Raw genomic sequence first — 26712 nt, forward strand, 5'->3', positions numbered from 1 at the left:
ATTCGGTCATATATTGTGAGGAGCACAACATGCCGCAACATCCGGTGCTAACCAACGACCGCACGGCTCAGTGGCTGGGGATCCGCGTCCATCGGGCCGATGACGGCCACGCGGTCATCAGCATGACCTTGAGGGAGGAGATGCTCAATGGTTTCGGCATCGCCCACGGAGGCATGGTGTTCTCCCTGGCAGACACGTGCTTTGCCATGGCCTGCAACGATCCCGAGGGCGACGGAAGCACGATCACCGTGGCCCAAGGGGTGGACATCAACTTCATCAGCTCCGGCTCGCTCGGCCAGGAACTGACCGCCGAGGCACGAGAGGTTGCCCGCATGGGAAGGAGCGGAATCTACGACATCACCGTCACCGCCGACGATGGCGCCGTCCTGGCCCTCTTCCGCGGTCGCAGCCGGACCATCCCCCACCGTCAGAAAGCGTGAATCCCATGACCACCTGTTCCATCGAGAACCCCTACGCCCCCGTCGCTTCCGAGGATCCCGGTCGGCCAGATCCGGAAGAGCTCATGAACCGCGAGGAGATCGAGGCGCTCCAGTTCGCCCGCCTCAAGTGGACGATTCACCACGCGTACGAAAACGTACCGGCCTACCGCGAGCTCTACGACGAGCACGGCGTCCACCCGCGCGACTTCCAGAAGCTGGATGACCTCCAGAAATTTCCCTATACCGACAAGGAATTCCTGCGCAAGGCGTATCCGTTCAAGTCCTTCGCCGTGCCCATGAGCGAGGTCCGACGCATCCACGCTTCCTCCGGGACCACCGGGCTACCCACGGTGGTCGGATACACCGATAACGACCTGAATACCTGGGGCCGTCTCGTCGCGCGGTGCCTGCGTTTTTCCGGGGTCAAGCCCGGCGAGAAGATCCACAACGCCTACGGCTACGGCCTCTTCACGGGCGGGCTCGGGGCCCACTACGGCGCCGAGAAGCTGGGCTGCGCCGTGATTCCGATGTCCGGCGGGCAGACCGAGAAGCAGGTCCAGCTGATCCAGGACTTCGAGCCCGAGGCGATCCTCGCGACCCCGACGTACCTCCTCGCGATCGCGGACGGCTTCCGAGCGGCCGGGCTGGACCCGCGCGAGACCTCCCTCAAGCACGCGGTTCTGGGCGCCGAGCCGTGGACCGACGAGATGCGCCGCGAGATCGAGCGGACCTTCGACATCACCGCGTGCGACATCTACGGCCTCTCCGAGGTCATGGGACCCGGCGTGGCCGGCGAATCCGAGGAGTCGCACGACGGGTCCCACATCTGGGAAGACCACTTCCGGCCGGAGATCATCGACCCGTTCGACGACCGCATCTGCGACCTCGGCGAACCCGGCGAGTTGGTCTTCACCTCCCTCACCAAGGAGGCCCTGCCCATCATCCGTTACCGGACCCACGACCTCACCCGCCTGCTGCCCGGCACGACCCGTCCCGGTCACCGTCGCATGGGCCGCATCACCGGCAGGTCCGACGACATGATCATCTTGCGCGGGGTGAACCTCTTCCCCTCGCAGATCGAGGAGCTGGCCCTCCAGATGCCTACTCTGGCGCCACATTTCACCCTGGAGATCACCCGCCCGGATCGCATGGATCAGATGACGATTCACATCGAACGCCGCGAAGAGGCCAGCCGCCCGGACGCGATCGAGGACGGCAAAAAACTCCTGATGGAGATCAAGACCAAGATCGGCTCGACCGCGATGATCGACATCGCCGAACCCGGCACGCTCGCGCGATCTTCCGGAAAGATCCGACGCATTTACGACCACCGCAACAAGCAGTAACCCGAGGTATCGACGACGCCCCGGCCCGGTGACGCTCTCGGGCCGGGGCGTCGTCGTGTGTGATGGGCGCTATCCCGCGCGAATCAGACCCTCGGGTACCCTCAACACGGACCCTTTGACGAAAGCCGAGTACGCCATGCCGACCACGCCCGCCCCCGCCGAGACGGATCACCCCGGGACCACGCCGCCAAGTGGGGCGCGCCGCGGGCGTCCCGGATACGACCGCGACAAGCTCATCGCGGTGTGCGTCCAGGTCTTCAACAAGTTCGGCTACGACACGACCTCGATGGGCACGCTCTCCCAGCACCTGGGCATCTCCAAGTCGGCGATCTACCACCACGTGAATTCCAAGGAGGAGATCCTCGAGGAAGCCCTCTTGCGGGCACTGGACTCCCTGGAGCAATCCATCGACGGGGTCCTGGCCACCGACGCGGACGGCGTCGACAAGCTCGAGGGCGTGATCCGCGGGACGGTCCGCGTACTCGTGGAACAGATGCCCTACGTGACGCTCCTGTTGCGGCTTCGGGGCAACTCCGAGGTCGAGCTGGCGGCCCTCGAGCGCCGCCGCCGCATCACCCGGGCCGTCGAAAAGCTCGTCCGGCAGGCCCAGGACGAAGGCAGCTTGCGGACGGATATCTCCGGCAAGTCCGCCCCGCGCCTGATGCTCGGCATGATCAATTCGATCGTCGACTGGTACCACCCGGAAGGGCAAGGAACCGTCGAGGAACTCTCGGATACGGCGGTCAAGATGATCCTGGACGGCCTGCGACGCTAAGACGCGACTCAGGGGCGGCACCGTGATCGGTGCCGCCCCTGAGTCGAATTCGCCCTCCGGGATTACTGCTTAGCGACCAGGGTCAGGACGTCATAGGTCGCGACGATCTCGTCATCCTGGTTGGTCAGCCGAGCATCCCAGGCCACCTCGCCGTAGTCGTCGGTCACGCGCGGGGTGATGCGCTTGGCCGTGAGCGTGACCCGGAACGAGTCGTCGTAGGTCACCGGCGTGATGAACCGCAGATTTTCCAGGCCGTAATTGGCCAAGACCGGACCCGGGGCCGGATCCACGAACAGCCCGGCCGCCCAGGAGACCAACAGGTAGCCGTGGGCCACGCGCCTCGGGAAGAAGGGATTGGCCTCGGCCGCCTCTTCGTTCGTGTGCGCGTAGAAGGTATCCCCCGTGGACTCGGCGAATGCGGTGATGTCCGCCAAGCTCACGGTCCGCAATTCCGACCGGAACTGATCGCCGATCCTCAGCTCGGCCAGCGACTTCCGGAAGGGATGCACGCCCGCGCCGGACTCCACGTCCTCTCGGGTCACGGTCCGAGCCGACGCGCCCCAGTGCCACGCGCCGGTGATCCCGGTCAGCAGGTCCGGGGAACCCTGGATCGCGGTGCGCTGCATGTAGTGCTTGATGCCGCGGACGCCGCCCAGCTCCTCGCCACCGCCGGCACGGCCGGGGCCGCCATGAACCAGGTGCGGCATCGGCGAGCCGTGGCCCGTGGAGGTCTTGGCATCATCGCGGTCCAGGAACAGCACGCGCCCGTGGTGGGCTCCGATGCCGGTCGCGAAGCGTGCGGCGGTCTCGGGATCGTGGGTACACACGGTCGCGACCAGTGAGCCGCCACCGAGCGCGGCGATCTCGACCGCCTCGTCGACCTCGCCCGCATAGCCCGTGACCGATGTGACCGGCCCGAAGGCCTCGATCTCGTGGATAGCCGGGGTGCGCGGGTCCTCGAAGTCGAGGACGGTCACGGGGAAGAACGAGCCCTCCGAGGGGACCGTGTGCATCACATCGGGCCCGCCGACGCGCACCCGGCCGCCGGCCTCCACGAGGCGTCGCACCGACGAAAGCACCTCGTCACGCTGCTCCGGGGAGGCCAGGGCTCCCACGGTGGTCGCCTTCTCTCGAGGCGGACCCACGACGCCGCGTTCGGCGATCCGCGCCTCCAGGGCCGCCACCACGGGCTCGCGCATCGGCTCGGGAACGATCACGCGACGGATCGCCGTGCACTTCTGGCCGGCCTTGGCGGTGATCTCCAGGACGACGGATTTGATGAACGCCTGAAATTCGGCCGAGCCCTCGGTGACGTCCGGCGCCATGATCGCCGCGTTGAGGGAGTCGGTCTCGGCGGTGAATCGCACCCCGGCCTCCATGACGTTGGGGTGGCGCCGCAGAGAATTCGCGGTCGCGGCCGACCCCGTAAAGGCGACGTGATCGCGCATATCCAGGTGGTCGAGCAGGTCCCTCGCGGAGCCCGACAGCAGCTGGAGCGAGCCCTCCGGGAGCAGACCCGACTCGTGCATCAGCCGCACGCACTTTTCGGTGACGTACGCGGTCGGCGTCGCGGGTTTAACCACGGTCGGCACGCCCGCGATGAACGCCGGGGCGAACTTCTCGAGCATCCCCCACACCGGAAAGTTGAAGGCATTGATCTGCACGGCCACGCCCGGCAACCGGGTGTAGACGTGCTCCCCCAGGAAACTTCCGTCGCCCGAGAGCTGTTCCACGGCGCCGTCGAGCACGACGTTGGAATTGGGCAACTCACGGCGCGCCTTCGACGAGATCGTGAACATGGTTCCGATGCCGCCATCAGTGTCGACGAGGTGGTCCTTGGCGGTCGCCCCCGTACGGAAGGAGACCTCGTACAGCTCGTCCTTGTGCTCGTTGAGGTGCATCGCGAGCTGCTTGATGATCAAGGCGCGATCGTGGATCGACAGCTCGCCGAGGCTCTTCTGGCCGACCTCGCGCCCGTACCGGATCACGTCCTCGGTCGAGAGCCCCTCGGTGCTCATCCGCGCGACGGGTTCCCCGGTCGCCGCGTCAACCACGCCGACCGCCCGATCCGGAGCCTCCGGAGCCCACCACTGCCCCCGCACGTAGCTCGGCAAAACGGGCGCGTCGTCGAGGGTCACGGGTTCATACTGGATTGAGGTTGTCACGAGTGGGATCCCTCCTGGGATTTGCTATCCGAACGTTCGGTCAGTATTTGTGTCAGGATAGCCCACGAGCATGTGACGCGCCACACCACGGCCCGGCCACGACGTCATGAGGAGAGATGTATGTCAGGAGATTCAACGAACGACCCCAGGAACGCACAGGAGCCCACCGAGGGGTGGATCGGGCGGATCGACCCGGGAGAACTCGATCACCGGATGCACATGGCATATATCGAACAGACTCCCGAGCGCGTGGTGGCCGAGATGCCCGTCGAGGGCAACCGCCAGGGGCACGGCATCCTTCACGGGGGCGCCTCGATTGCCTTGGCGGAGTCCGCTGGCTCGTGGGCTGCCGTGCTCCACGCCGCGCAGTTCGGCAAGATCGCCGTGGGCACCGAGGTCAACGCGACCCACCACTCCTCCGCTACGGAAGGCACGGTCCGCGCGGTCGCCACACCCATCAAGCTGGGCCGGACCATGACGAGCCACGAGGTCGTCATCACCCACATCGAGACCGGCCGCAGGCTCTGCACGGTTCGGATCAGCAATTTCCTGAAGGACGCCCCCGAGGGCTTCTTCGATTGATGGCGCGGGGATCGTCCACGGGCCCGGCGACGCGGCTTCTCTGTAGGCTGTGACGCAAGACCCCTAGCCACGAAGGAACGCCACCCATGGGCGCTGCACGCACCGAACAGCACTGGCAGGAATTTCTCGCGACCGGACGAACCGTCATCAAGACCAGCTCCGGCAAGGCGGTCTTCGCGACCCTCGGAATCCTGCTTCTCGCCGCCTTGAGCCTCGGCTTGGCCCTGGAAGCCTACGGCAAGGACGGCCTGGCCTCCTTCACATTGTGGGGATGCGGCCTGCTCTTTCTGCTCTGCCTCCTGGGCGCGTGGGCCTCGATGAGTCCGCTCGTCAAGGCCCAGCGCGTGGTCCTGGAGCGCGCCGGATTTTTCGTCGATTCGCGCCGTCGGGGAGAGCGCCGGGACGAGATTCGAGCCCCTTGGGGTTCCGTCGACAAGGTGGTTCTGTATCGCACCTCGAATGGCGAGAATACTTCGACCGACGCGCGCGTCTTTCTGATCCCAGGGCAACCTCGGACCCTTCTTCCGCAACGGGACCCCGGTTATCTGACCATGCCGTCGAGCTTGCGCCTCTCCAAGAAGGATTTGGTCGAGCTGATGGAGAGAATCCGGCTGGGTCACGAGCGCGGCGGATTTCCCGCCCGCAGGTTCTAAGGGACACCCGCGGAAGATCGCGGGCACCGGTGCTACCTTGGTTCGAGGCGTTCGAGCGCGAGACGCCGCTGAGGGAAAGGTGTGTGTCATGCAGCTCGCGGGCCTCGGCCCCAAGGGGTCGGATCTGAAGAATCGGGTCTCGGTCATGGCAGTCGTGAACCGCACCCCGGATTCCTTCCACGATCGCGGAAGCACCTTCGCCCTCGACAGCGCCGTCCGCAGCGCCCTGCGGGCCATCGATCTCGGGGCCGACTGGGTGGACATCGGAGGCGTTCCCTTCGGGCGCGGCCCGGCGGTCTGCACATCCGAGGAGATCGACCGCGTGATACCCGTGGTTCGTACGGTCGCCGAGGCCCGTCCCGAGGCGGTCATCTCTGTTGATACGTACCGGGCCGACGTCGCCCGCGCCGCCATCGAGGCGGGAGCCAGCGTCATTAACGACACCAGCGGCCTTCGGGACCCCGACATGGCGGGCGTGATCGCCGACGGCGGGGCCCACGCGGTGCTCTGCCACAGCGCAGGCCGCCCCCGCGAGGAAAAGCCCGCGGCGCACTACGACGACGTCGTCGACGAGGTGCGGACCTGCCTGATGCGTCAGATGCGGGCCGCCGAAGGCGCCGGGATCCCCACCGAACGGCTGATCATCGACCCAGGCCACGACCTCGACAAAAACACCCTTCATTCCCTGGAGCTGACCCGCCGTCTCGCGGAACTGACCGACCTCGGCCCGCCGCTGCTGGTGGCCGTCTCGAATAAGGATTTCATCGGCGAATCAATCGACCGTCCGACAGGACAGCGCCTGGCGGGCTCGCTCGCGGCCATGACCGCGTGCGTCCTCGCCGGGGCGCGGATCGTCCGCATGCACGACGTTGCCGAGACCATCGACGCGGTGCGCATGACCGAGGCGATCCTCGGCCTGCGCGAACCCGCCCGACTGGAACACAACACCCACCCGACGCACAACGTTTGAGGCCATCGTGACCGCACCCATCCGCCGCTTCACCTCGGAAAACACCCACGACCTGGACGACGCCGCGCTCCTTTCGGCCTATGCCTTCCCCGAAGACCGCCCCTGGTTGCGCATGAACTTCGTGGCCTCTCTGGACGGCGCGTCGACCCTCGACGGCGCCTCCGGCGGGCTGGGAGACGCCGCGGATCAGCGCCTTCTGGGCCTGCTGCGGCGACCGGCCGACGCCGTCCTGGTCGCGGCCGGAACCGTGCGGCACGAGGGCTACGGCGCGATGATCCTCGAGGACGAGGCCGTCGCGTGGCGCCGAGAGCGGGGCCTGCCCGACCAACCGGTCTTCGCCCTGGTTACCCGGTCCCTAGACCTTGACCCCGGCTCCCCGCTCTTCGCCGAGGCCCCGGTCCGCCCCCTGGTATTCACCACCGAAGACGCACCGCACGACCGCCGCGATGCCCTCGCCGCGGTCGCCGACGTCGTGACCGCGGGTCGTCGGGACGTCGAGCCAGCCCGCGTGGTCGAGGCCATGCACCAACGCGGGCTCCACAAGATCCACGGCGAAGGCGGTCCTTCCCTCTTCGGGGACTTCGTGGCCGCGGACGCCGTCGACGAGCTCTGCCTGACCTTGTCCCCCACGCTGACGGCGGGAGAATCCGGGCGCATTGCGCATCACGAACGCGCCGTCGCCACGACCATGCGCCTGGCCTCCGTCCTGCATTCCGGCGACGAGCTATTCCTGCGCTATCAGCGACGGGACGAGCGGGGTTAGAGGTCGGCGAAGGGCACGGAAGGATCGGCCAGTTTCCTCCGGTCGATCGGCCGTCCCTGACCCAGCAGCGGTTTAATCTGTTCGTCCATATCCCACACGTTGACCGCCATGACCGCGAGCATCGCGTCCGCGGAATCGAGCCAGAAGGCCAGGAACTTTCGCTCGGACACATCGCCGCGCACCACGACGTCGTTGACGTGCTCTCCGGGCACGGAACCCAGGTACTCCATGCCCAGGTCGTACTGGTCCGAGAAGAAATACGGTAATTCGGCGTATTCGGTCCGCTCGCCCAGTAACGTCGGGGCGAGCGCTTTCGGCTGATTGAGGGCGTTGGCCCAGTGCTCCACGCGAAGCCGGCGACCCAAGACGGGATGCTGATGGGCCGCGACGTCGCCCACCGCGTAGATATGGGGGTCGGAGGTGGTGAGGGCCGCGTCCACGGCCACACCACCCTGCGCGAGGTCGAGCCCGGCGGCTTCGGCGAGTTCGACGTTGGGAATCGCGCCCAGGCCGATCACGACGAGGTCCGCCGGAAGCTCCCGGCCGCCGACCAATCGAAGGCCCGAGACCCGCCCTCCCTCGGTCATGATCTCGGATACCTCGGTCTCGGTGAGAACGTCGACGCCTTCCTCGCGGTGCCGATCCAGGAAGACCTGACCCATCTGATCGCCCAGGGTTCGGGCCAGGGGAATGCGACTGCGTTCCACGAGCGTGACCTCGGCGCCGGCCGCCCGCGCGTTCGCGGCGACTTCCAGTCCGATCCATCCCCCGCCGATGATCGCGAGGTGTCGACCGGCTCCGAGGGATTCCCGGATCGCGTCGGAGTCTTCCGGGGTGCGCAGGTAGTGCACGCCATTGGCGTCGGCTCCCGGAAGATCGCTGCGGCGCGGGGTCGCACCGGTCGCGAGGACGAGCTCGTCGTACGTCACGTGGTCCCCCGAATCGAGGGAAACCTTCCGGGAATCCCGATCGATGGCGATCGCGCGCGATCCAAGGTGCAGGTCGACCCGGTGCTGCCGGAACCACTCACCCGTGTGGACGATGGAATCCTCGAAAGGTGCCGAACCGGCCAGGTACTCCTTGGACAGCGGCGGGCGCTCGTAGGGCAGGTGCGACTCTTCCCCGATGAGCGTCAGATGACCCTCGTATTCCTGCTCGCGGAGGGCCTCGACGGTCTTCGCACCGGCAAGGCCTCCCCCGATGATGACGATTCTCTGCGGTGTACTCATAGCCCCCTCCTGAGGGTGATTCCTGTTCCGCGGCCGTTCGCCGGTTTCTGGGCGGACGGTGGTCCTTTCAGAATAGGCCGAATCGCCGCTCTGCGGGTGAAAAATGAGGATCCCCTGGAAGGGCTTCCTCCCCGCGGCGTCACGGAATCGTACTCTTTGGTACGAGCCGTTTCAGCGGCTATCGTGATCGAGCAGAACCTCGAACGAACCACACCACACTCCCCCTTCGGAGGACCGAACCATGCCCATCATGAGCAGGAGACTGCCCACCCGTTTTTGCTGTGCCACCCTCGCCCTCTCGGCCCTGATCTTGAGCGGCTGCTCGGCCAATTCCCACGACGACTCCGCGCGGTCGACACCGAGCGCCTCGGCCTCGGCGTCGTCGGGGGACGAGGCGAGCGCCAAGCCCGCCGAGCTCATCGGCGGTGGCACCCGAATGTTCCCCGACCGCCGCATGGTGGCCCTCTACGGCTCGCCGGGCAACCCCTCCCTTGGCGCCTTGGGAGAGCAAGGCCCCGCGGAGTCCGTTCAACGCGCCAAGAACCTGGCCAAGGAATACGAACCGCTGAGCAAGGAACCCGTGATCCCCGCTTTCGAGATCATCGCGACGGTGGCCGACGCCGTCCCCGGGCCAGACGGCGACTATTCCAACGAATTGCCGCTGGACACCCTCAGACCTCTCCTGGATGAGGCCAAAAAGAACGGCGTCTACGTGATCCTCGACTTCCAGCCGGGCGCCCAGGACTTCACGAGCCAGGTGAAGGAGTACGAGGACGTGTTGAAGGACCCGAACGTCGGCGTCGGCTACGACGCCGAGTGGCGCCTCGCCCCGGGCCAACGCCCCCTGGAGCAGATCGGATCGGTCAGCGCCGCCGAGCTGAACGAATCCATGGACTACGTCGCCGACCTGACCCGCCGGGAAAAGCTCCCGCAAAAGGCCGTGGTGCTCCACCAATTCGCGGGGTCCATGATTCAGCAACGCGAAACCCTGAACACCACACACCCGGAGCTGTCCCTCACGTTGCACGCCGACGGGCACGGCACCCCGGACCTCAAGAAGGAGACCTGGGAGGCCCTCCAGGAAGGGCTCCCCGGCGGCATCTACATGTCCTGGAAGAACTTCTACGACGAAGACACCCCGATGGCGACGCCGGAGCAGACCTACCAGATCGACCCCAAGCCGTGGGTGGTGACGTACCAGTAGTCCCAACGGACATTGAGTGCTCGGGACTACCTTGCGGACCTTCTTCAAGATCTCTTGACGCCTCGTCACAACTCATTTCTGACCTGGGAGACTAGCGCTTGGTAGCGGCGGACAGTTTTTACGCGTCCGCCTTGGCTTTCGCGCTCCGTTCCAGCTGAGAGACTCTTGCTCTGGTCACCCCGAGCAATGCCGCCGTATCCGAGAGGGAATATCCGCGCACGGTCCGCAGGTTGGTCACGACGCCCCGAATTTGTTCCGCCGCTCGCGCCGCGGCTTGCTCCGCCTCCACTCGCGCTTCCTGTGCCAGCCGAATCTCTTCGGCTCCTTCTTCGGGCACGAGAAAGACCTTAACGTTTGAGTGGTCAACATCGGGGTCAATGGTGTCTAGGTAATCACGCACCTGGGATTCAGCATGTGCAAGTGTTCGAACCTGCGTGGCGTCGTTTTCCCCCAAGATCAGTTCCCAACCGTGAACCCAGCGCCGGGCGGTGACCAGAACTTCGTCTTCCCACATAGTTCAGCTCTCCTTCTGCTGCTTCTTCTCGATGGCCTGCAGGGCGTTTCGCACGATCGCCGGTGAGACCTCTCTCGTACGCGTCACGACGACGGGGCGGTCAATTCCCGGATAGCGCCAAATCTCGTGATCGCCCTTTCCACTGGTTGCCGAGAAACCGGCGGCTCGCAAGCGCTTGGCTAGCTCCTTATACTTCATCGGCTTAACCACGAGCTACAGGATACCCGCCCTTGCCAGTTACTGGCAATGGAGGGTATGCAGCGGCTTTCTGACAGTGGGCGCAGACCTGTCCATCGGGAACAGGAACGAGGGGGCAGGCCCTCACGCAGTTCGGGTGTTTTGCCTTGGGGCTGGTCTCGATCCGCTCGGCGGTCGTGACCCGTTTCTCGGGAGGAATAATCGCGACCAGGGTGTCAGTATCAATGTTTTCCTTGGCGTAGTCCCGACAGGCCGCAGCAGCTTCGGTGCCATATCCTTGCCCCTGCACATCGGGCCTATTCGTAGGTATAGAAGCCCTTCCCCGTCTTCTTCCCCAACTCCCCACGCTCCACCATGTCCCGCATCAACTGCGGCGGAGTGAACCGGGGGCCGAGCTGAGACTCCAGGTATTCGGCGATTCCGAGGCGAACGTCGAGGCCCACGATGTCCGTCAGCGCGAGCGGTCCCACCGGGTGCTTATAGCCCAGGGTCATGGCGTGGTCGATATCCTCGGGGGCCGCAACGCCTTCCTCGACCATCCGAATGGCCTCCATGGACAGGGCGATGCCCAGGCGGGAGGACGCGAAACCGGGGGCATCCTGGACGCTCACCGGCGTCTTTCCCAGGCCGGCGACCCATTGCTGGGCCTGCTCCTTCATCTCCTGGGAGGTCTGCTCCCCCAGCACGACCTCGACGAGCTTGGAGGCCGGCACCGGGTTGAAGAAGTGCAGGCCGCAGAACCTTTCGGGGCGTTTCAGCTCCGCCGCGAGGCCGTTGACCGACATCGACGAGGTGTTGGTCGCGAGCCACGCGTCCTGGGAAAGTTGACCCTCGGCGCGGCGCAGGGACTCGACCTTCAGGTCCCAGACCTCCGGAACGGCCTCGACGACCAGCCCGCAATCGGCGAAGGCCGCGGCGTCGGTCGTGGTCTTCAAGCGCTCGAGCCAGTCTTCGGCGCTCCCGCCAATCTTCCCTCGCTGGACCGACGCGGCGACATCCTTTTCGATGCGGCCGCGGGCGGCCTCCGCGGCGTCGTCGTTGACCTCGACGACGCACACGCGTGCCCCGGCAATGAGGAAGGCGTGGGCGATTCCCGCGCCCATGCGGCCTCCGCCGAGCACTCCGACGGCGTCCGGGACGGCTCCCTGAATGGTGGTCGTGGACGTCATGAGCGTCGCTCCTTTCGGCGGTCCAGGAAGGACTGCATACGGTCGAATTTGGCGTCTGATTCGAAGAGCACGGCTTGGGCGAGCTCGTCGATATAGGGGTGGGCCTCCCGCGGGGCATGGAACACGCCCTTCGCGATGCGGGTGGCCAGCGGATCCTGCCGGGCGATGCGGTCCGCGAGCGCGTGGGCCGCATCGATCAGTGCGTCGGGCTCGTGGATTTCCGTGATGAGCCGGGCGTCCAGGGCCTCGTCCGCGTTCAGGGTGCGGCCAGCGAAGAGCAGCTCCTTGGCCAGCGGTTCTCCGGCCAATTCCCGAAGGCGCCACATGGCCCCGGCGGCAGCGACGATGCCGAGCCCGGTCTCCGGTTGGCCGATGATGACATTCGGGGTGCCGATCCTGAAGTCGGCGGCCCAGGCGAGTTCCGCACCGCCTCCCAGGGCGTATCCGTCCACCGCCGCGATGATCGGCATGGGCAGGTGGGCCAGGCGGTCGAAGAGCCGGGAGTTGATGCCGCGCAGGGCGTCGTCGCGGCGTCGTTCCCGCAGCTGGGAGATATCCGCCCCGGAGGCGAAGATGCCTTTACCCCCGGCCTCCGTCCCGGAGAGGATCAGGATCTTGGGTTCGGCCTCGAGGTGGTCGCACACGCGGTGCAGCTCCTCGATCATGGTCGCGTCGATCGCGTTGCGAACCTCCGGACGATCGAGACGAACGTGGAGCCGGTCCGGGCGCTCCTGGGTTGTGATGGCGGTGAAGTCACCGGTCAATTCCATGAGGTCATGCCCTTTCGAGGAGGAGTGCGGCGCCCTGTCCGACGCCGATGCACATGGTCGCCAGCCCGCGTTGCGCGCCCTCGCGTTCCATGCGGTTGAGCAGGGTGATCGAAATGCGGGATCCGGAGGATCCCAGGGGGTGGCCGAGGGCGATCGCACCGCCGTCGCGATTGACGATCCCGGGGTCGAGCCCCAAGCGGCGGATCGACGCGAGGGACTGGGTCGCGAAGGCCTCGTTGAGTTCGACGGCGCCGAGGTCGTCGATCGACCACCCGGCGCGGTCCAGGACCTTGCGGCTCGCGGGGACCGGACCGATGCCCATGATCTCGGGTGGAACACCGGCCGAGGCGCCACCCACGACGCGCGCCCGGGCCTCGAGCCCGTACCGGGCCACGGCCCGCTCGCTGGCCACGAGTATCGCCGAGGCGCCGTCGTTGAGCGCGGAGGAGTTTCCGGCGGTCACCACGGACCCGCCCTTGACCACGGGACGCAGCTGCGACAGGGCCTCGACCGTGGTTCCGGGGCGCGGGCCTTCGTCGGTCGAGACGACCGTGACCGCTCCCTTCCGCCCGGTGACCTCGACCGGAATGATCTCTTGGTCGAAGTGTCCGGCCTCGATCGCGGCCGACGCCTTGGCCTGGGATTCGGCGGCGAATTCGTCGGCCTCCTCGCGGGTGATGCCGTCCACGCGGGCCACCTCTTCCGCGGTTTCCGGCATGGAGTAGGTGGTCTTTCCGTCCCGGGAGAGCGGACCATCGAGGAATCGCGAGTTCACGAATCGCCACCCGATCGAGGTGTCGAAGACCTCTCCCGGCCGCGCGAAAGGCTTCGCGGGTTTCTCCATGACCCACGGCGCACGGGACATCGATTCGACGCCACCGGCGACCACGAGATCCGCCGCGCCGGAGGCGACCATCTGCGAGGCAATCGTGATCGCCGACATCCCCGAGGCACACAGGCGATTGACGGTCATGCCGGGGACGGTATCGGGGAATCCGGCCAGGAGCCAGGCCATGCGCGCGACGTTCCGATTTTCCTCACCCGCGCCGTTAGCGTTGCCGAGGATCACCTCGTCCACATCGGCCGGGTCGATGCCGGCAGCGTCGACCACGCTCTTGACGCACAGGGCGGCCAGGTCGTCCGGGCGTACGCCGGACAGGGCGCCGCCGTACCTGCCGACGGGCGTGCGGGCGCCGCCGACGAGGAAGGCCGGGGTCAGGGGTGTCATGTGAGCTCCTTGTCGAGTCGTCGAACGGACCGGGGTTGCGCTCCGGGGCGTTCGTGTCGGATTCGCGCCGCCGGAGGATGCCACCCTCCCGCGGTGAATTACCGACCATTCGTTCACTAATATTCCATTCGGTGTGATGTGGGTCAATTCCATGTCGGCATTCCGGCCCGATGGCGACGCCTCCTCGCCATCCTCGTTACAGACTTTGACGCCGGCCGGGTCATGTCCCGCAATACGATCCCGCGAAGTGGAAGGCCACGAAGGCAGGAGATTTACTGGATGGGCAAACCATCCAGAGCGACCGAGAGATCTGGCTCGACGACGTCGCAGCAACCTTCCCCACGCGCGGTTTACCTCCCCGGCGCTCGTGGGTGCACGTGGTGCTAACGCCAGGCATCGATGGAGTGATCTCATGGCCCTTCCCGCCGACTTCGCGTATTCCGACCCGTTCCACCCCACGCCCAACCCGGCCCTGGAGACCGACGAGGCGCGGGTGTCGTTTTGGGAGCGGCAGGCCGGCCGTCTCACCTGGGCCGAGCCGTGGCACACGGCCCACCGCTTCGATAAGCCCCGCCGGACGGGGACCGATGCCGACGGCCTGCCCGAATATTCCGTGCCGGACATCGCGTGGTTCGAAGGCGGCCGGCTCAACGCCGCGTACAACTGCGTCGACCGCCACGTCGAGGCCGGGCGAGGGCAGCACGTGGCCCTGTATTTCGAAGGCGAGCCCGGCGACCGCGAGGTCTACACCTACGACCGGCTGCTGACGGAGGTCTCCCGGGCGGCCAACGCGCTCGCGAACCTGGGCGTGGTGAAGGGCGACCGCGTGGTCATCTATCTCCCCGTCATCCCCGAAACCGTGATCATGACCCTGGCCTGCGCCCGCATCGGGGCCGTGCACTCCCTGGTCTTCGGGGGATTTTCGGCCGAGGCTTTGCGCTTCCGCGTCGAGGACACCGGCGCCAAGGTCCTGGTCACCACGGACGGCCAGAATCGGCGCGGGTCCGTGGTTCCCGTCAAGCAAAATGCCGACGCCGCGTGCGCCGGGGACAACGCGATCGAACACGTCGTCGTGGTCCGCCGGACCTCACGCCCCGGGCGGACGACCCCGGCCGGCGTCCCGCTGGCCCCCGGCGACAAGGGCTACCGCTCGAAAGACGAACAGGCCGTCCCGTGGACCCCGGGCCGCGATGTGTGGTGGCACGATCTGTTGGCGGACGCCTCCCCGGTCCACGAACCCGAGTTCTTCGACGCCGAGACCCCGCTGTTCATCATTTACACCTCGGGAACCACCGGCCGCCCCAAGGGGCTCGTCCACACGACCGGCGGGTACCTAACCCAAACGGCCTACACGCACGCCCTCCTCTTCGATCTCCTCCCCGAGACCCTGGACGAGGAGAACCAGCTTCGCCCCGATGAGCTGGCGGCCGTCAACGATCCCGCCAAGGTCGACTCCACGGTCCACTGGTGCACCGCCGATCTCGCGTGGGTCACCGCCCACACGTATGAGATCTACGGCCCGCTGCTGAACGGTGTCTCCGAGGTGATCTACGAGGGCACCCCGAATACCCCGCATTTCGGCCGGCACTTCGAGATCATCGAACGCTACGGCGTGACCAATTACTACACCGCGCCCACGTTGATCCGTTCCCTCATGGGGGCGTTCCCGAACGGGCTTCCCGCGACCTACAACCTCGCCTCGATCAAGCTCCTCGGCTCGGTGGGCGAATCCATTAATCCGGAAGCCTGGAACTGGCTGCGGCGTAACGTCGGCCGCGACGAAGCGCCCTTCGTGGACACCTGGTGGCAGTCCGAGACCGGCGCGACGGTCTGCTCCCCGAGGCCTCACGACCCGCAGTTCGCCCCGGCCGGAACCTTTCCCGAGGATGCGCCGCACGCTCGCTCGAAGCCCGGATGCGCGACGCGCGCTGTTCCGGGAATCTCGACGCGCGTGGTGGACGAGAAGGGCGACGACGTGCCGCCCGGAACCCAAGGATTCATCGTGGTCGACAAGATCGGGCCGTCGATGGCCCGCACGGTCTGGGGCGATCCCCAGCGATACCTCGATTCGTACTGGAAGCACTACGGCGAGCGCGGCTGGTTCCTCGCGGGCGACGGCGCGCGCATCGACGAGGAAGGCGACGTCTCGATCTTGGGACGCATCGACGACGTCATCAACATCTCGGGGCATCGCCTGTCCACGATCGAGATCGAGTCCGCGCTGGTGACCCACGCGGGCGTGGTGGAAGCGGGCGTCTGCCCGGTCGAAGACCCACTCACCGGCCACGCCGCGATCGCCTTCGTCACGGTTCCGGCGGGCCTCGACGTGGCCGAGGAATCGCTCCGCGAGGAGCTCCGCGCGCATGTCACGCAGCAGATCGGGCCGATCGCCAAGCCGAAGGACGTGGTGGTGGTCCGCGATATCCCCAAGACCCGCTCGGGGAAGATCACCCGGCGCCTGCTCGGCGAGCTGTATCAGGGCCGCTCGCTCGGGGATCGGTCCTCTCTGCAGAACGAGGAGGCGTTGGACGATATCGCCGAGGTGCTGGCCGGCCGACGCTGAGTCGTCGATTGCTCCTCAGCGGACCCCGTACCACCGGAGGATCGCGCACACGGCCATCCCGAGGATCACGCACACGAGCATGGGGACCTTGCAGATCGCCCCGACGATTCCGACGCCGGCCCCGATCACCCGCGAGGGGCCGGCAAAGTCCTGCCCCTCGTAGAAGAGCGTGGTCGCGGCGACCGCGCAGATCAGCACCACGGTCGCCCGGTCCATCCACATCCGCGCGGCACTTTGGCTCTCCACCTCTCCGGAGGTGCCCCCGGCCATGCTCCCCAGGTGCACCCCGAGGTAGCGCAGAAGGTAGGTTCCGATCACCAAACCGGACATGGCCAGGAGAAATGGGATCGCGTTCATGCCGAGTCACCGTCCGTCGTCGTGCGGTCCCGGCGCAACCGGGACTTCGTCCAGAGAAATGCGGCCGCGGGAATCAGGATCGCCAGGGAGGCGACCGATCCCAACCCCATGGGCAGCACGGGCGTCGCGGCCACCGCCAGCAGCGCGCCCCCGCCGGCCATGATGGCCATCAGCGGATTCTTCAGATCCCTCACGACCAGGCTGAAGAGGATGATCGGGAAGGCGACGTCCAAGCCGAGGGCGTCGGCGTCGATCACCGACCCCAGGAACTGGCCGAGGGCCGCGCCTCCGACCCAGCAGGGCCAGAGCATGAAAGCCATGAGCACGAAGTTCTGCCACCGGGCCGTGCGCCCTCGCACCGCCCGCGCGAAAGCGATGGTCTCGTCGTTGACGAGGTGCGACGCCAGAAACCGGCGCCACCCCCGGGGCACGTACTCGCCCGCGCTGAGCCCGAAGGCGAAATTGCGGGAATTGACCAGCAGCCCGCCCAACACGGCGAAAATCGGAGCGCCGCCCGCCGCGATCACGCCGATGAACGTCAGCTCCGCAGCGCCGCCGGTGGCGAGGGCAGCGAGCGTGACGGTCTGCCACATCGCGAATCCCGATGCCTGCGACAGGGTTCCGTAAGAGATGCCGACGGCGGCGATGGTCAGGGCGATCGCGACCGCGTCCCGGAGCTGAGCCGGGGTGATGGATTCAGGCACCCTACTGGCGACCGTTCTATATATCGAACGCATGTACTTTATGGTGCCGCCTCGCGAATCGTTCGTCAAGCAGGACAATCATCCAATATAATGAACGGCATGGATGCCGATTACGCTCCGACCCACGGCCCCCTCGAGGACCACGGAGAGCACCAGCCCGAGACCCACAAACTCCGCATGGCCAAGGCCCTGCAACGCGAGCGCGCCCGCCTCGGGCTGAGCCTGAGCGAAGCGGCCAAGAGGGCGGGCGTCAGCAAGTCCACGCTGTCCCAATTGGAGACAGGCACCGGAAACCCCAGCATCGAGACCATGTGGGCCCTCGCCACGGCCTACGGCGTTCAAATCGCCCAGCTCCTCGAGCCTCCGCGGGCGCGGGTTTCTCGAGTGCGCTTCAAGGATTTGCCGCAGCTGCCCTCATCCTCGGCCTCGTACTCCGCGGCGCTCTTGTCCCCGGGAAACGCGGGGATGCGTCGCGACGTCTACGTCATCACGGCCGAACCGGGCCCGGCCCGAGAGTCCAGGCCTCACCCGCCCGGAACGGTCGAACACCTCTTGCTGACCTCCGGTAAGGCACGAGTGGTCTGCGACGGCGAGTCGGTGGTCCTGGAGGCCGGAGACTTCCTCACGCACGCCGGCGACCTCGAGCACAGCTTCGAAGCGCTGGAACCCGGCACGATGGTGATCGAAGTGATCGATAGTTAAAACGCCGAATGGTTGCGAGATACCCGATCCGCGGGCAATCTCCAACTGTTGGCCCACAAAGGCCGGGGGCCCTCGTCATCTAACGGATCGAACGGCCCATTTCCGCTAATCTTGGACGTCCACCCCTTCTCGGAGCATGGCGTCCCGACCTAGCCGGCGACGACGGACATTCGCACGACCCCCAGTGATCATTCGTCCGGCCTTCGAGAGCCTCTGGAAATGGACCCTCATGAACAGCGTTCCCACCTCCACCGTGCCTCCGACGGCGACGAAACGCGCCGATCACACGGACTCTCCCTCGGGAGGCGGAAGTGCTCCCGGCCCCGATGGGACCCCCACTCAGCGCCGCGCCCACGCATTGCGCAATCAGCCCGGCGTTGTCTTTTGGGGTTCTTTAAGCCTCGTCGCGGTATTCGTCCTGTGGGCCGGGATCTCCCCCACATCACTCGGCAACTCGATGGCCTCCGTGATGAACTGGGCCGCAGGAAGCATCGGCTGGACCTACCTGCTGGTGACCCTCGGCTGCATCCTGCTCCTGGTCTACCTGGCCTTCAGCCGATTCGGTGGGATCCGGCTGGGCAAGGACGAGGACCGGCCGGAATACTCGACCTGGGCCTGGTTGGCCATGATCCTCTCGGCCGTGATGGGCATCGGCCTGATCAGCTATGGCGTGGCCGAGCCGATCATTCACTTCACCTCGCCACCGCACGGCCTGGCGGAGGCCGGCACCTACGACGCCGCGGTCCGCGCCCTCCAGTTCTCCTACTTCGACTGGGGCCCCCACGCCTGGGCGGTCTTCGGCATCTTCGGCCTGGCGATCGCCTACTCGACGCACCGGCGGGGTAACAACGGTTTGATCTCACCCATGCTGCGGCCGCTCTTCGGTCAGGCAATGGACGGCTGGGCGGGCCACGTCGTCGATATCCTGGCGGTCATCGCGACGCTCTTCGGCACCACGGCATCCCTCGGTCTGGGCGCTTCGCAGATCTCAGAGGGCCTGAATCGCGTGTTCGGAATTCCCAACGATCTCTTCGTGCAGATCGTGATCATCGTCGGCATCACGGTGGTCTTCACGCTGTCCGCCCTCTCCGGGGTCAACAGGGGCATCAAATACATCAGCCAGATCACCTCGGTGCTATCCATCCTGCTGGCGGCCTATGTCCTGATCATCGGGCCCACGGGATTCCTCGGGAACATCTTCGTTCGCTCCGTGGGCCAATACCTCAATGACTTCTTCAAGGTCAGCCTCACGACGCCGGTCTCCGACGACGACGTGCAGTGGTTCCAGTCATGGACCTACTTCATGATGGCGTGGTGGCTCAGTTGGGGCGCCTTCGTGGGCGTCTTCCTCGCGAAAATTTCCCGCGGTCGCACGATCCGTCAGTTTGTGCTGGGGGTCCTCGGGGTCCCGAGCCTCGTGTTCTTCGCCTGGTTCACGATCTTCGGCGGCACCGCGATCAAATTCGATATGGATGGCGACGGGGGCATCGGCAAGGCCGCCTCGAGCGACCTCAACTCTGCCTTCTTCGAGACCCTGGCCCACATGCCCCTTGTCGGCGTCACCTCGGTCATCGCGATCATCCTGGTCGTCTTGTTCTTCGTCTCCGGGGCCGACGCGAACACCTTTGTGCTGAGCATGTTGACCTCGCGCGGCACCTTGGAGCCGAGCCGGCCGATCCTCACCACCTGGGGTGCCGTGACGGGCATGAGCGCGATCGTCTTGTTCCTGGTGGGTGGCCTCGACGCCCTCCAACAGGCCGCGATGATCTCCGCCCTTCCCTTCGCCCTCGTCGTCGCGGCGTTGGGCATCAGCCTGATGAAAGCCCTCGGGGAAGACCACGACCTCGATTTCACGCGTCCCGTTCGGGTCGAGGACGTGCGTCCGGAATCGCTGCGAATGCGCCACGATGTCATCAGGCTGGACTTCGACAATCCGCCGACAAGCGATGTGCCGACCGGTCGCAACTAGCCCCCAGGGCCCGCATCCACACCAGGATGCGGGCCCTGCCTGGCAACGGACAGGGCACGGATCGACCAGCGGTGGCGTCCATCGGCCCGCACCGCTCGGCTACGCCACCACCGGCACAAACTGGTTCCCGTCCCAATGCATGACGGTCTTTTCGCCCTGGTCGGTCACGGTGATCGTCGGCTCGCCTTCGGGCGAGATCTGCAGGTCCGCCCCCTCGAAGGGGTTAACGCCGCTGGGCATGGATCCGTAGGAGTTGTATCCCTGGTCCGTGGGCGTCAGCACGGTGACCCCGCCGTCATAACTCAGATAGACGTTGCCGTACTTGTCCACGTTCGAGCCGTTCTCGAGGTTCCAGGTCTCGGGCGCGGCGCTTTCGGCGGGCCTGACGCCAAACCACATGAGGTCCTGCTGCTCGTCCTCGACGTAGCCGATGGTCTGACCGTTCTGGTACAGCGCATAGGAAGCCTTACCCCGCGGCGGCCCATCGCCCTCTTCTCGCTTATCCCAGTAGGGAATCACGGTCATCGGGCCGTACTTGGGATGCTTCACCTCGACGGTTCCGCCCTCGACGCATCGGTCGCGGCAGGGGTCGTCGATGACCCGAAGCTGTTGGTATTTCCCGGGGGACGAACTCGAGGGGGTGCCGCCGGTCGAGCCCCCGGCCGAACCCGACGGCGAGGCTGTTTCGCTGCTGGACTCTCCCGGCGAGGTCGCCACGGTCGAATCACTCGTGGCCTCCGTGCACCCCGTCAACAACGACCCACAGAGGGCCGCGACCACCACGGCGGCACTCCCCCACGTCACGGCGCGCTTCGCCATGGCGTCCTCCTCGAACCGCTCTCACAAGGCATTACAGTCTGTCTCTTGAGAATTTCAAGGAGTTGGCGTTTCGTCAACGAAATCCACGAAATGAGTGCAAAAAAATATTGGTGCACCACGCGTCGTCCCCGAGCACGCGGCTGCCGGGGATCAGTATCCGAGCTTCGCGTTCTCCAAGACCGGTATGGACTTCTCGGCGGTGCGCACCACGTCGAGGTCGATGTCGACGACGCGCAGCTCCTCGCCGCCGCCGAACGCCTGGACGACGTGGCCGAACGGATCCGACACCAGGCTGTGCCCCACGCCGGTCGGGGCGCCCTCCTTGACGGGAACCCCCGAGATCGCCGGATCGGACTGGTCCACCGCAACCACAAACGTGTTGCTGTCCAGGGCGCGCGCTCGGGCCAGGGTCTCCCACTGCTCGACCTTGCCCTCGCCACCGGCCCACGAGGCGCTCACGAGGCAGACGTCGGCGCCTCGTCGCGACAGTTCCGCGAAAAGCTTGGGGAAACGCACGTCGTAGCACAGGGTCAGCCCGACGTTGACGCCGGCGATGTTGACCACGACCAGGTCTCGGCCCGGGTCGACCGTCTCGGACTCCGTGAACCCGAAGGCGTCGTACAGGTGTATTTTGGCGTAGTCCAACCGCTCACCGGACGGCGTGTACACGGCGAGGATGTTGCGGACCTTGCCCTCGGGTGCCGTCGCGAATTCGCCGACGACCACGGTGATATCGCGTTCGGCCGCCAGCCATTGCATCTCGGTCTTCCAGTGCTCCGCGTGCTCCGAGGCCGCGGCGGCCAAATCCGAGCCGAAGGCCGTCATGGTCGCTTCCGGAAATACCACGAGGTCCGCACCGATATCGGCGGAACGCGCCACATACTCCTGGACCTTGGCCAGATTCTCCGCAACCACCCGGCTGCTGTTGATCTGCGCGATCGCGACCTTCATGAACCCTCCTCGGTCAGACGTTGTCCCCCGAGCTTACGGTCTGCCTCAGCCCGGGAGGAAGCGATCAGTCGACGATGGTCCGGAGGATCCGCGCCGCGCCGTCGTCATACACCGACTCGGTGACCTCGGTCGCGACGGAAATGACCTCCTCCGGGGCCTGCCCCATGGCGACGCCGCGGGCGGCCCACTGCAACATCTCGACGTCGTTGTGTCCGTCGCCCATCGCGACGGTGTGGGCGGGATCCACGCCCAGGTGGCGTCGGATCAGTTCCAGGGCCGATGCCTTCGAGACGCCGCTCGCGGCGATATCCAGCCACGGCGTCCACCCCACCGCGTAGGTCACGCCGTGCAGACCGACCTCGTCGATGATCTCGGAGAAGGTCTCCAGGTCAATCTCGGTCGAGAAGACCACCACGCGGACGGCCTCGAGATCCAGGAGCTCCTCGAAAGAGACCTGTTGGGCCTCCATCCCGAAGCTCCGGTCCTGGAATTGCGCGGTCGAGTAGAAGGATCCGTCCGCGGCCTCCAGGGCAAATTTGGCCCCGGGGAGGCGGTCGCCGAGGGCCGCGAGCGCCTTGGCCGGCTTGAAGGTGACGGCATCGACCACGCGGTATCCATCCCGGTACTCCGGGCCGATCTCCACCGTCACGCCGCCATTCGAGCTCACGGCATAACCGCGTTCGATTCCGGTCAGTTCCACGATGGGAAGCGTGGCGCCCTTCGAGCGACCGGTCGAGATCACGACGTGGTGGCCTTCCCGGGCGACGGCCTGAACGGCCGCCTTGACCTCTTCGCTCATGTGGCCGTCGTGGTCGACGAGAGTTCCGTCGACGTCCAGGGCCACCAGGTATTTCACCCCTACCTCTTTGTGCCAGCGCCCCTGCACCGGCGGGTGAATCGTTTCTTGTGTCATGAGTTCCATGCTTTCATCCGACAGGCCCGTCATAACGGGCGGCCACCGTCCCCGCGACATCGCGATGAACCGGCGGTAAAGAATGACCATTAAACGATGATCCGCCCGCGTCTTCAACCGACGAACGGCGGTACGCGGGCGGAGGCATCGCGCGGCGGCTAGTCGGCCGCGATCGCCAAGGTCTCCAGCCCGCCCATGTAGGGCCGCAGGGCCTCGGGGATACGCACCGACCCGTCCGCCTGCTGGTGGGTCTCCAAGATCGCGACCAACCAGCGCGTGGTCGCGAGGGTGCCGTTGAGCGTGGCGACGGTGCGGGTGCCGCCCTTCTTGGCCTTACCTTGGGCGTCGACGATGTCTGGCTTCCGCTCGCGGATGTTCAGGCGGCGCGCCTGGTACGTGGTGCAGTTCGAGGTTGAGGTCAGCTCGCGGTAGGTGCCCTGGGTGGGGATCCACGCTTCGCAGTCGAATTTTCGGGCGGCCGAACTGCCGAGGTCACCGGCGGCCGTATCGATCACGCGGTAGGCGAGCTCGCACTTGGCCAGCATCTCCTCTTCCCACGCGAGCATTTTCTCGTGCATGCCCTCGGCCTCTTCGACCGGGCAGTAGACGAACATCTCGGCCTTATTGAACTGGTGGACGCGGATGATGCCGCGGGTGTCCTTACCGGCCGAGCCCGCCTCGCGACGATAGCAACTGGACCAGCCCAGGTACTTCTTGGGGCCCTTGTCGAAGTCGATGATCTCGTCGGCGTGATAACCGGCGATCGCGACCTCGGAGGTGCCGACCAAGTAAAGGTCGTCGCGCTCGAGGCGGTAGATTTCGTCGTCGTGCTTGACGTTGAAGCCGGTTCCGGCCATGGTCTCGGGGCGGACGAGGGTCGGAGAGGTCAGCATCGTGAAGCCCGCTCGGGTCGCCTGGTCCAGGGCCATCCACAGCAGGGCCTGTTCGAGGCGCGCGACCGCACCCTTGAGGAAATAGAATCGCGCGCCGGAGACCTTGGCGCCGCGCGCCATGTCGATGCCGTCGACCAGCTCGCCGATCTCCAGGTGATCGCGGGGCTCGAAGCCCTCCGCGGCGAAGTCGCGCGGCTCGCCCACGGTCTTGATGGTCACGTAGTCGTCTTCACCGCCGGTGGGCACCCCGTCGATGATGAGGTTTTCCATGCGGGCCAGCAGCTCATCCTGGGCGGCCTGCGCCTCGTTGGAGGCGGCTTCCGCGGCCTTGACCCGCTGGGACAGCTCCTTGACCTCGGCGAGCAGGGCCTGCTTCTCCTCGCCCTTGGCCTGGGAAACCTTCTTGCCGAAGGCCTTCTGCTCGGCCCGTAGTGCCTCAAAATCGCTGACCGACTGGCGCCGGTTGGCGTCGGCCTCGAGGATCTGGTCGACGAGTTCGACGTCGGATCGGCGGGCCCGCTGAGAGGCCCGGAACAGATCAGGATTTTCGCGCAGAAGATTAATGTCGATCACGCCCCTAACTTACCGCACCGCCCACGATGTTCCTACGAGATGACCACCCGCCGGTCAGGCAGGGCGCAGGTCAGGCAGGCCCACGGCTGGGTGGGTTCGCGCCGGAGTATCTCCCGGTTAAGGTTGAAAACATGAACCAGAACGATGTGCCGTCCATCGAGTCCGACCTCCGCCACGCGCCGACGCTGACCGGTCGGCTGGTGCGCCTCGAACAGCTCGGGCCCGAACACCTCACGGATCTCCAGGAGGCCTCCCGCGACGGAGAGCTCTGGAACCTCTGGTACACCTCGGTGCCCCACCCCGATGACATGGCGGCCGAGATCGACCGCCGGCTCTCCGAACAGCGCGCCGGTCGCATGATCCCCTTCGTGACCCGACGCCTCGCGGACGGGAAGGTCACGGGCATGACCACGTTCTACGGCATCGACCAAAGCATCCCCAAGCTCTTCATCGGGTACACCTGGAACGCCGCGTCGACCCAGGGCACCGGCATGAACCCCGAGTCCAAGCGGCTGCTGCTGCGGCACGCCTTCGAGGACCTGGCCTGCGCGACCGTCCGTTTCGAGACGCACCACCTGAATTTCCAGTCCCGCGGAGCCATCGAGCGCCTGGGCGCGCACCTCGACGGCGTCCTGCGCCGCGACCGCCTGATGCCCGACGGAACCCTGCGGGACACCTACACCTACTCGATCCTTCGCGCCGAGTGGGCCCCCATCGACCATCATCTGGCCCACCGCGTCAACCAACGAATCGACCGGTAGCCTGGGAATATGCGACTTTCCGGAAAAGCCGTCGGCATCGCGAGCTTCATCAGTCTCGCGGCGGCCGCCGCGGCCAGCGTCGTGACGACCTGGCGAGGACGACCGCCCCTTCTGACCCAAGCCGTGCCGTGGCGACCCCGGCTCGAGGCGGGCATGCCACGCAAGGTCGGCGTGGTCTACAACCCCGTCAAATCCTTGGCACACTTCTCCTGCGACGCCCTGACGCACGCCACGCGCCGCGTCGATTGGCCAACCCCCCTGTTTTACGAGACCACCTCGGAGGACCCGGGCCACGGCATGGCCGAACAGGCCCTGGCCGACGGGTGCGATTTGGTGATCGCGATGGGGGGCGACGGCACCGTCCGGCAGGTCGCGGAGGTGGTTCAGGGAACCTCGGTGGGGATGGGCATCGTGCCCCTCGGCACCGGAAATCTCCTGGCCCGAAACCTCGAGCTGCCGATCTCGGATCTGCTGTCCGCGATCGACACCGCGCTCCATGGCCGGGCCCGGCGCATCGACATGATTCACCTCGATGTGCGGCGCACGGATATGTCCGCCGAGCAGATGACCTACCTCGTGATGGGCGGCGCCGGCTTCGACGCGAAGATCATGACGGATACCCGGGAAGACCTGAAATCCCGGTGGGGCTGGCTCGCATATGTCGAGGCCGGCATGCGAAATCTCGTCTCGACGCGGAGACCCGTGGCCATCCAGATCGACGACGAGGAACCCATTCGGCGCCGCATCCAGTCGGTCCTCGTGGCCAATTGCGGCGAAATCACGGCCGGGTTGCACTTGGCCTCACGCTCGACCGCCGACGACGGCCTCCTCGAAGTCATCCTGCTGACGCCGCGCAACCTGATCGGATGGGCTTCCCTCGCGCGGCAGGTGGTGATGCGCAACCGCAACGGACTGCCCGTGATCGACCACCTCCACGGAAGCCGCGTGGTGCTGGACTTCGGCCATCACCCGCAACCGGTCGAGATCGACGGCGACCTCATCGGCACCGCCGAAAGGCTCGTTGCGGAGGTCCAGCCCGGGGTCCTGAGCGTGAACACCTATCCGGAGGCCATGACGCCGTTCCGAAGCTTCGCGAACCTCAGCAGGTCCGCGATGGAACCCCACCACCGGTGGAATTGGCGCCGCCTCACCCGCCGCTAGTCCGCGAGGCCGGCGGGTCAGGCCGCGGTGCGGTCCGCTTCCTGTTGCTTCTTTTCGATGAACTCCGTGCGGGCGCGCTTCTCGCCCACCAGCCCGGAGATCGTCATCGCGAGACCGAGAACGAGCAGGGGAATCGCCGCGAGCATCATGATCGGTGACGCAATCTTGGCGCCGCTGTCGGCATCCGTTCCGTGCCCCAAAGCAAGGGCCCAGATCCCGATGCCGTAGCCGCCCACGAGAATGCCCAGCACGAGCATGATCACGCCCGCCTGCAACCAACCGGTAACACGCATTCCGCCTCCAATATCGTTCATCGGCTTAAGTGTTCAGGATCGACCGG

General features: G+C 66.3%; 27 protein-coding genes and 1 riboswitch. Of the genes, 13 read left to right on the forward strand and 14 right to left on the reverse strand.

Annotation, left to right across the window (positions count from 1 at the left end; genetic code table 11):
- The first annotated feature begins 29 nt into the window (after positions 1 to 29).
- The 3 genes from paaI (at position 30) to CURSPS6_RS08405 (ending at position 2561) form a co-directional block, all read left to right on the forward strand.
- On the forward strand, positions 30 to 440 hold the full coding sequence (gene paaI / locus CURSPS6_RS08395) for a hydroxyphenylacetyl-CoA thioesterase PaaI (RefSeq protein ID WP_030015508.1): 411 nt from the start codon (positions 30 to 32) through the stop codon (positions 438 to 440).
- Between the two features lie 5 nt (positions 441 to 445).
- Positions 446 to 1786 carry a phenylacetate--CoA ligase family protein gene (locus tag CURSPS6_RS08400; RefSeq protein WP_030015509.1) on the forward strand — a complete coding sequence of 447 codons (1341 nt, stop codon included), beginning with the start codon at positions 446 to 448 and terminating at the stop codon, positions 1784 to 1786.
- A 115-nt stretch (positions 1787 to 1901) separates the two neighbouring features.
- Positions 1902 to 2561: a TetR/AcrR family transcriptional regulator gene (locus tag CURSPS6_RS08405; protein ID WP_235503701.1), complete on the forward strand. Its 660-nt coding sequence runs from the start codon at positions 1902 to 1904 to the stop codon at positions 2559 to 2561.
- Positions 2562 to 2623: 62 nt separating this feature from the next.
- Here the strand turns inward: CURSPS6_RS08405 and paaZ are convergent, their stop codons facing one another.
- Positions 2624 to 4726, reverse strand: a complete 2103-nt coding sequence (gene paaZ / locus CURSPS6_RS08410; protein ID WP_235503702.1) for a phenylacetic acid degradation bifunctional protein PaaZ — start codon at positions 4724 to 4726, stop codon at positions 2624 to 2626.
- Between the two features lie 120 nt (positions 4727 to 4846).
- Here paaZ and CURSPS6_RS08415 point away from each other — a divergent pair, with 120 nt between their 5' ends.
- The 4 genes from CURSPS6_RS08415 (at position 4847) to CURSPS6_RS08430 (ending at position 7694) form a co-directional block, all read left to right on the forward strand.
- Positions 4847 to 5308 (forward strand): hotdog fold thioesterase, encoded by a 462-nt coding sequence (locus CURSPS6_RS08415; protein WP_030015513.1) that lies wholly within the window; start codon positions 4847 to 4849, stop codon positions 5306 to 5308.
- Positions 5309 to 5394: 86 nt separating this feature from the next.
- Positions 5395 to 5961, forward strand: a complete 567-nt coding sequence (locus CURSPS6_RS08420) for a hypothetical protein (protein ID WP_030015514.1) — start codon at positions 5395 to 5397, stop codon at positions 5959 to 5961.
- A gap of 88 nt (positions 5962 to 6049) precedes the next feature.
- The gene (gene folP / locus CURSPS6_RS08425; protein ID WP_035810338.1) at positions 6050 to 6931 is read left to right on the forward strand and encodes a dihydropteroate synthase; all 882 of its coding nucleotides are present in this window, start codon (positions 6050 to 6052) and stop codon (positions 6929 to 6931) included.
- 7 nt (positions 6932 to 6938) lie between these two features.
- On the forward strand, positions 6939 to 7694 hold the full coding sequence (locus tag CURSPS6_RS08430) for a pyrimidine reductase family protein (protein ID WP_051687760.1): 756 nt from the start codon (positions 6939 to 6941) through the stop codon (positions 7692 to 7694).
- Here the strand turns inward: CURSPS6_RS08430 and CURSPS6_RS08435 are convergent.
- Complete coding sequence (locus CURSPS6_RS08435) at positions 7691 to 8923, reverse strand: NAD(P)/FAD-dependent oxidoreductase (RefSeq protein ID WP_030015520.1); 1233 nt, start codon at positions 8921 to 8923, stop codon at positions 7691 to 7693. The genes CURSPS6_RS08430 and CURSPS6_RS08435 overlap by 4 nt on opposite strands.
- Before the next feature lie 241 nt (positions 8924 to 9164).
- On the opposite strand from CURSPS6_RS08435, the gene CURSPS6_RS08440 reads away from it, so the two are divergent.
- Positions 9165 to 10127 (forward strand): hypothetical protein, encoded by a 963-nt coding sequence (locus CURSPS6_RS08440; RefSeq protein ID WP_235503703.1) that lies wholly within the window; start codon positions 9165 to 9167, stop codon positions 10125 to 10127.
- A 118-nt stretch (positions 10128 to 10245) separates the two neighbouring features.
- Here the strand turns inward: CURSPS6_RS08440 and CURSPS6_RS08445 are convergent, their stop codons facing one another.
- The 5 genes from CURSPS6_RS08445 to CURSPS6_RS08465 all read right to left on the reverse strand — a co-directional run bounded on the left by CURSPS6_RS08445 (position 10246) and on the right by CURSPS6_RS08465 (position 14006).
- The gene (locus tag CURSPS6_RS08445) at positions 10246 to 10641 is read right to left on the reverse strand and encodes a sigma factor-like helix-turn-helix DNA-binding protein (RefSeq protein WP_030015522.1); all 396 of its coding nucleotides are present in this window, start codon (positions 10639 to 10641) and stop codon (positions 10246 to 10248) included.
- A gap of 3 nt (positions 10642 to 10644) precedes the next feature.
- Entirely contained in the window at positions 10645 to 10851 is a 207-nt protein-coding gene (locus tag CURSPS6_RS08450) for a type II toxin-antitoxin system HicA family toxin (protein WP_030015524.1), read from the reverse strand.
- Between the two features lie 284 nt (positions 10852 to 11135).
- Positions 11136 to 12008: a 3-hydroxyacyl-CoA dehydrogenase family protein gene (locus tag CURSPS6_RS08455; protein ID WP_030015526.1), complete on the reverse strand. Its 873-nt coding sequence runs from the start codon at positions 12006 to 12008 to the stop codon at positions 11136 to 11138.
- Positions 12005 to 12778: an enoyl-CoA hydratase/isomerase family protein gene (locus CURSPS6_RS08460; protein ID WP_030015527.1), complete on the reverse strand. Its 774-nt coding sequence runs from the start codon at positions 12776 to 12778 to the stop codon at positions 12005 to 12007. The genes CURSPS6_RS08455 and CURSPS6_RS08460 overlap by 4 nt, the downstream gene beginning before the upstream one ends.
- A gap of 4 nt (positions 12779 to 12782) precedes the next feature.
- Positions 12783 to 14006 (reverse strand): thiolase family protein, encoded by a 1224-nt coding sequence (locus CURSPS6_RS08465; protein WP_030015529.1) that lies wholly within the window; start codon positions 14004 to 14006, stop codon positions 12783 to 12785.
- Positions 14007 to 14291: 285 nt separating this feature from the next.
- A riboswitch (SAM riboswitch) is annotated at positions 14292 to 14412 on the forward strand.
- A 6-nt stretch (positions 14413 to 14418) separates the two neighbouring features.
- On the opposite strand from CURSPS6_RS08465, the gene CURSPS6_RS08470 reads away from it, so the two are divergent.
- A complete protein-coding gene (locus CURSPS6_RS08470; protein ID WP_030015530.1) occupies positions 14419 to 16569 on the forward strand; it encodes an AMP-binding protein in 2151 nt (716 codons plus the stop codon).
- A gap of 15 nt (positions 16570 to 16584) precedes the next feature.
- Here CURSPS6_RS08470 and CURSPS6_RS08475 read toward each other — a convergent pair whose 3' ends face one another.
- The gene (locus CURSPS6_RS08475) at positions 16585 to 16926 is read right to left on the reverse strand and encodes an AzlD domain-containing protein (protein WP_030015531.1); all 342 of its coding nucleotides are present in this window, start codon (positions 16924 to 16926) and stop codon (positions 16585 to 16587) included.
- Complete coding sequence (locus CURSPS6_RS08480; RefSeq protein WP_051687761.1) at positions 16923 to 17630, reverse strand: AzlC family ABC transporter permease; 708 nt, start codon at positions 17628 to 17630, stop codon at positions 16923 to 16925. Before CURSPS6_RS08480 ends, CURSPS6_RS08475 begins: the two co-directional genes overlap by 4 nt.
- Positions 17631 to 17729: 99 nt before the next feature.
- Between CURSPS6_RS08480 and CURSPS6_RS08485 the strand changes: the two genes are divergently transcribed.
- Together CURSPS6_RS08485 and CURSPS6_RS08490 are read left to right on the forward strand one after the other, a co-directional pair.
- On the forward strand, positions 17730 to 18332 hold the full coding sequence (locus CURSPS6_RS08485) for a helix-turn-helix domain-containing protein (RefSeq protein WP_030015533.1): 603 nt from the start codon (positions 17730 to 17732) through the stop codon (positions 18330 to 18332).
- A gap of 229 nt (positions 18333 to 18561) precedes the next feature.
- Complete coding sequence (locus CURSPS6_RS08490; RefSeq protein WP_082470380.1) at positions 18562 to 20301, forward strand: BCCT family transporter; 1740 nt, start codon at positions 18562 to 18564, stop codon at positions 20299 to 20301.
- 99 nt (positions 20302 to 20400) lie between these two features.
- On the opposite strand, the gene CURSPS6_RS08495 is transcribed toward CURSPS6_RS08490, so the two are convergent.
- The 4 genes from CURSPS6_RS08495 to serS form a co-directional block, all read right to left on the reverse strand.
- Positions 20401 to 21120 (reverse strand): hypothetical protein, encoded by a 720-nt coding sequence (locus CURSPS6_RS08495; protein ID WP_030015536.1) that lies wholly within the window; start codon positions 21118 to 21120, stop codon positions 20401 to 20403.
- Between the two features lie 150 nt (positions 21121 to 21270).
- Complete coding sequence (locus CURSPS6_RS08500) at positions 21271 to 22071, reverse strand: carbon-nitrogen hydrolase family protein (protein WP_030015537.1); 801 nt, start codon at positions 22069 to 22071, stop codon at positions 21271 to 21273.
- A 64-nt stretch (positions 22072 to 22135) separates the two neighbouring features.
- On the reverse strand, positions 22136 to 22984 hold the full coding sequence (locus tag CURSPS6_RS08505) for an HAD family hydrolase (RefSeq protein WP_235503704.1): 849 nt from the start codon (positions 22982 to 22984) through the stop codon (positions 22136 to 22138).
- Between the two features lie 158 nt (positions 22985 to 23142).
- Positions 23143 to 24450, reverse strand: coding sequence for a serine--tRNA ligase (serS, locus tag CURSPS6_RS08510; RefSeq protein WP_030015540.1), 1308 nt, complete (start codon positions 24448 to 24450; stop codon positions 23143 to 23145).
- A gap of 131 nt (positions 24451 to 24581) precedes the next feature.
- On the opposite strand from serS, the gene CURSPS6_RS08515 reads away from it, so the two are divergent.
- On the forward strand, positions 24582 to 25211 hold the full coding sequence (locus tag CURSPS6_RS08515) for a GNAT family N-acetyltransferase (RefSeq protein WP_051687762.1): 630 nt from the start codon (positions 24582 to 24584) through the stop codon (positions 25209 to 25211).
- A 9-nt stretch (positions 25212 to 25220) separates the two neighbouring features.
- On the forward strand, positions 25221 to 26372 hold the full coding sequence (locus CURSPS6_RS08520) for a diacylglycerol/lipid kinase family protein (RefSeq protein WP_051687763.1): 1152 nt from the start codon (positions 25221 to 25223) through the stop codon (positions 26370 to 26372).
- A 17-nt stretch (positions 26373 to 26389) separates the two neighbouring features.
- Here the strand turns inward: CURSPS6_RS08520 and CURSPS6_RS08525 are convergent, their stop codons facing one another.
- Positions 26390 to 26686, reverse strand: coding sequence for a hypothetical protein (locus CURSPS6_RS08525; protein WP_152978091.1), 297 nt, complete (start codon positions 26684 to 26686; stop codon positions 26390 to 26392).
- Positions 26687 to 26712: the final 26 nt, after the last annotated feature.

It is taken from the genome of Curtobacterium sp. S6, assembly GCF_000710345.2.
Classification (GTDB): Bacteria; Actinomycetota; Actinomycetes; order Actinomycetales; family Micrococcaceae; genus Rothia.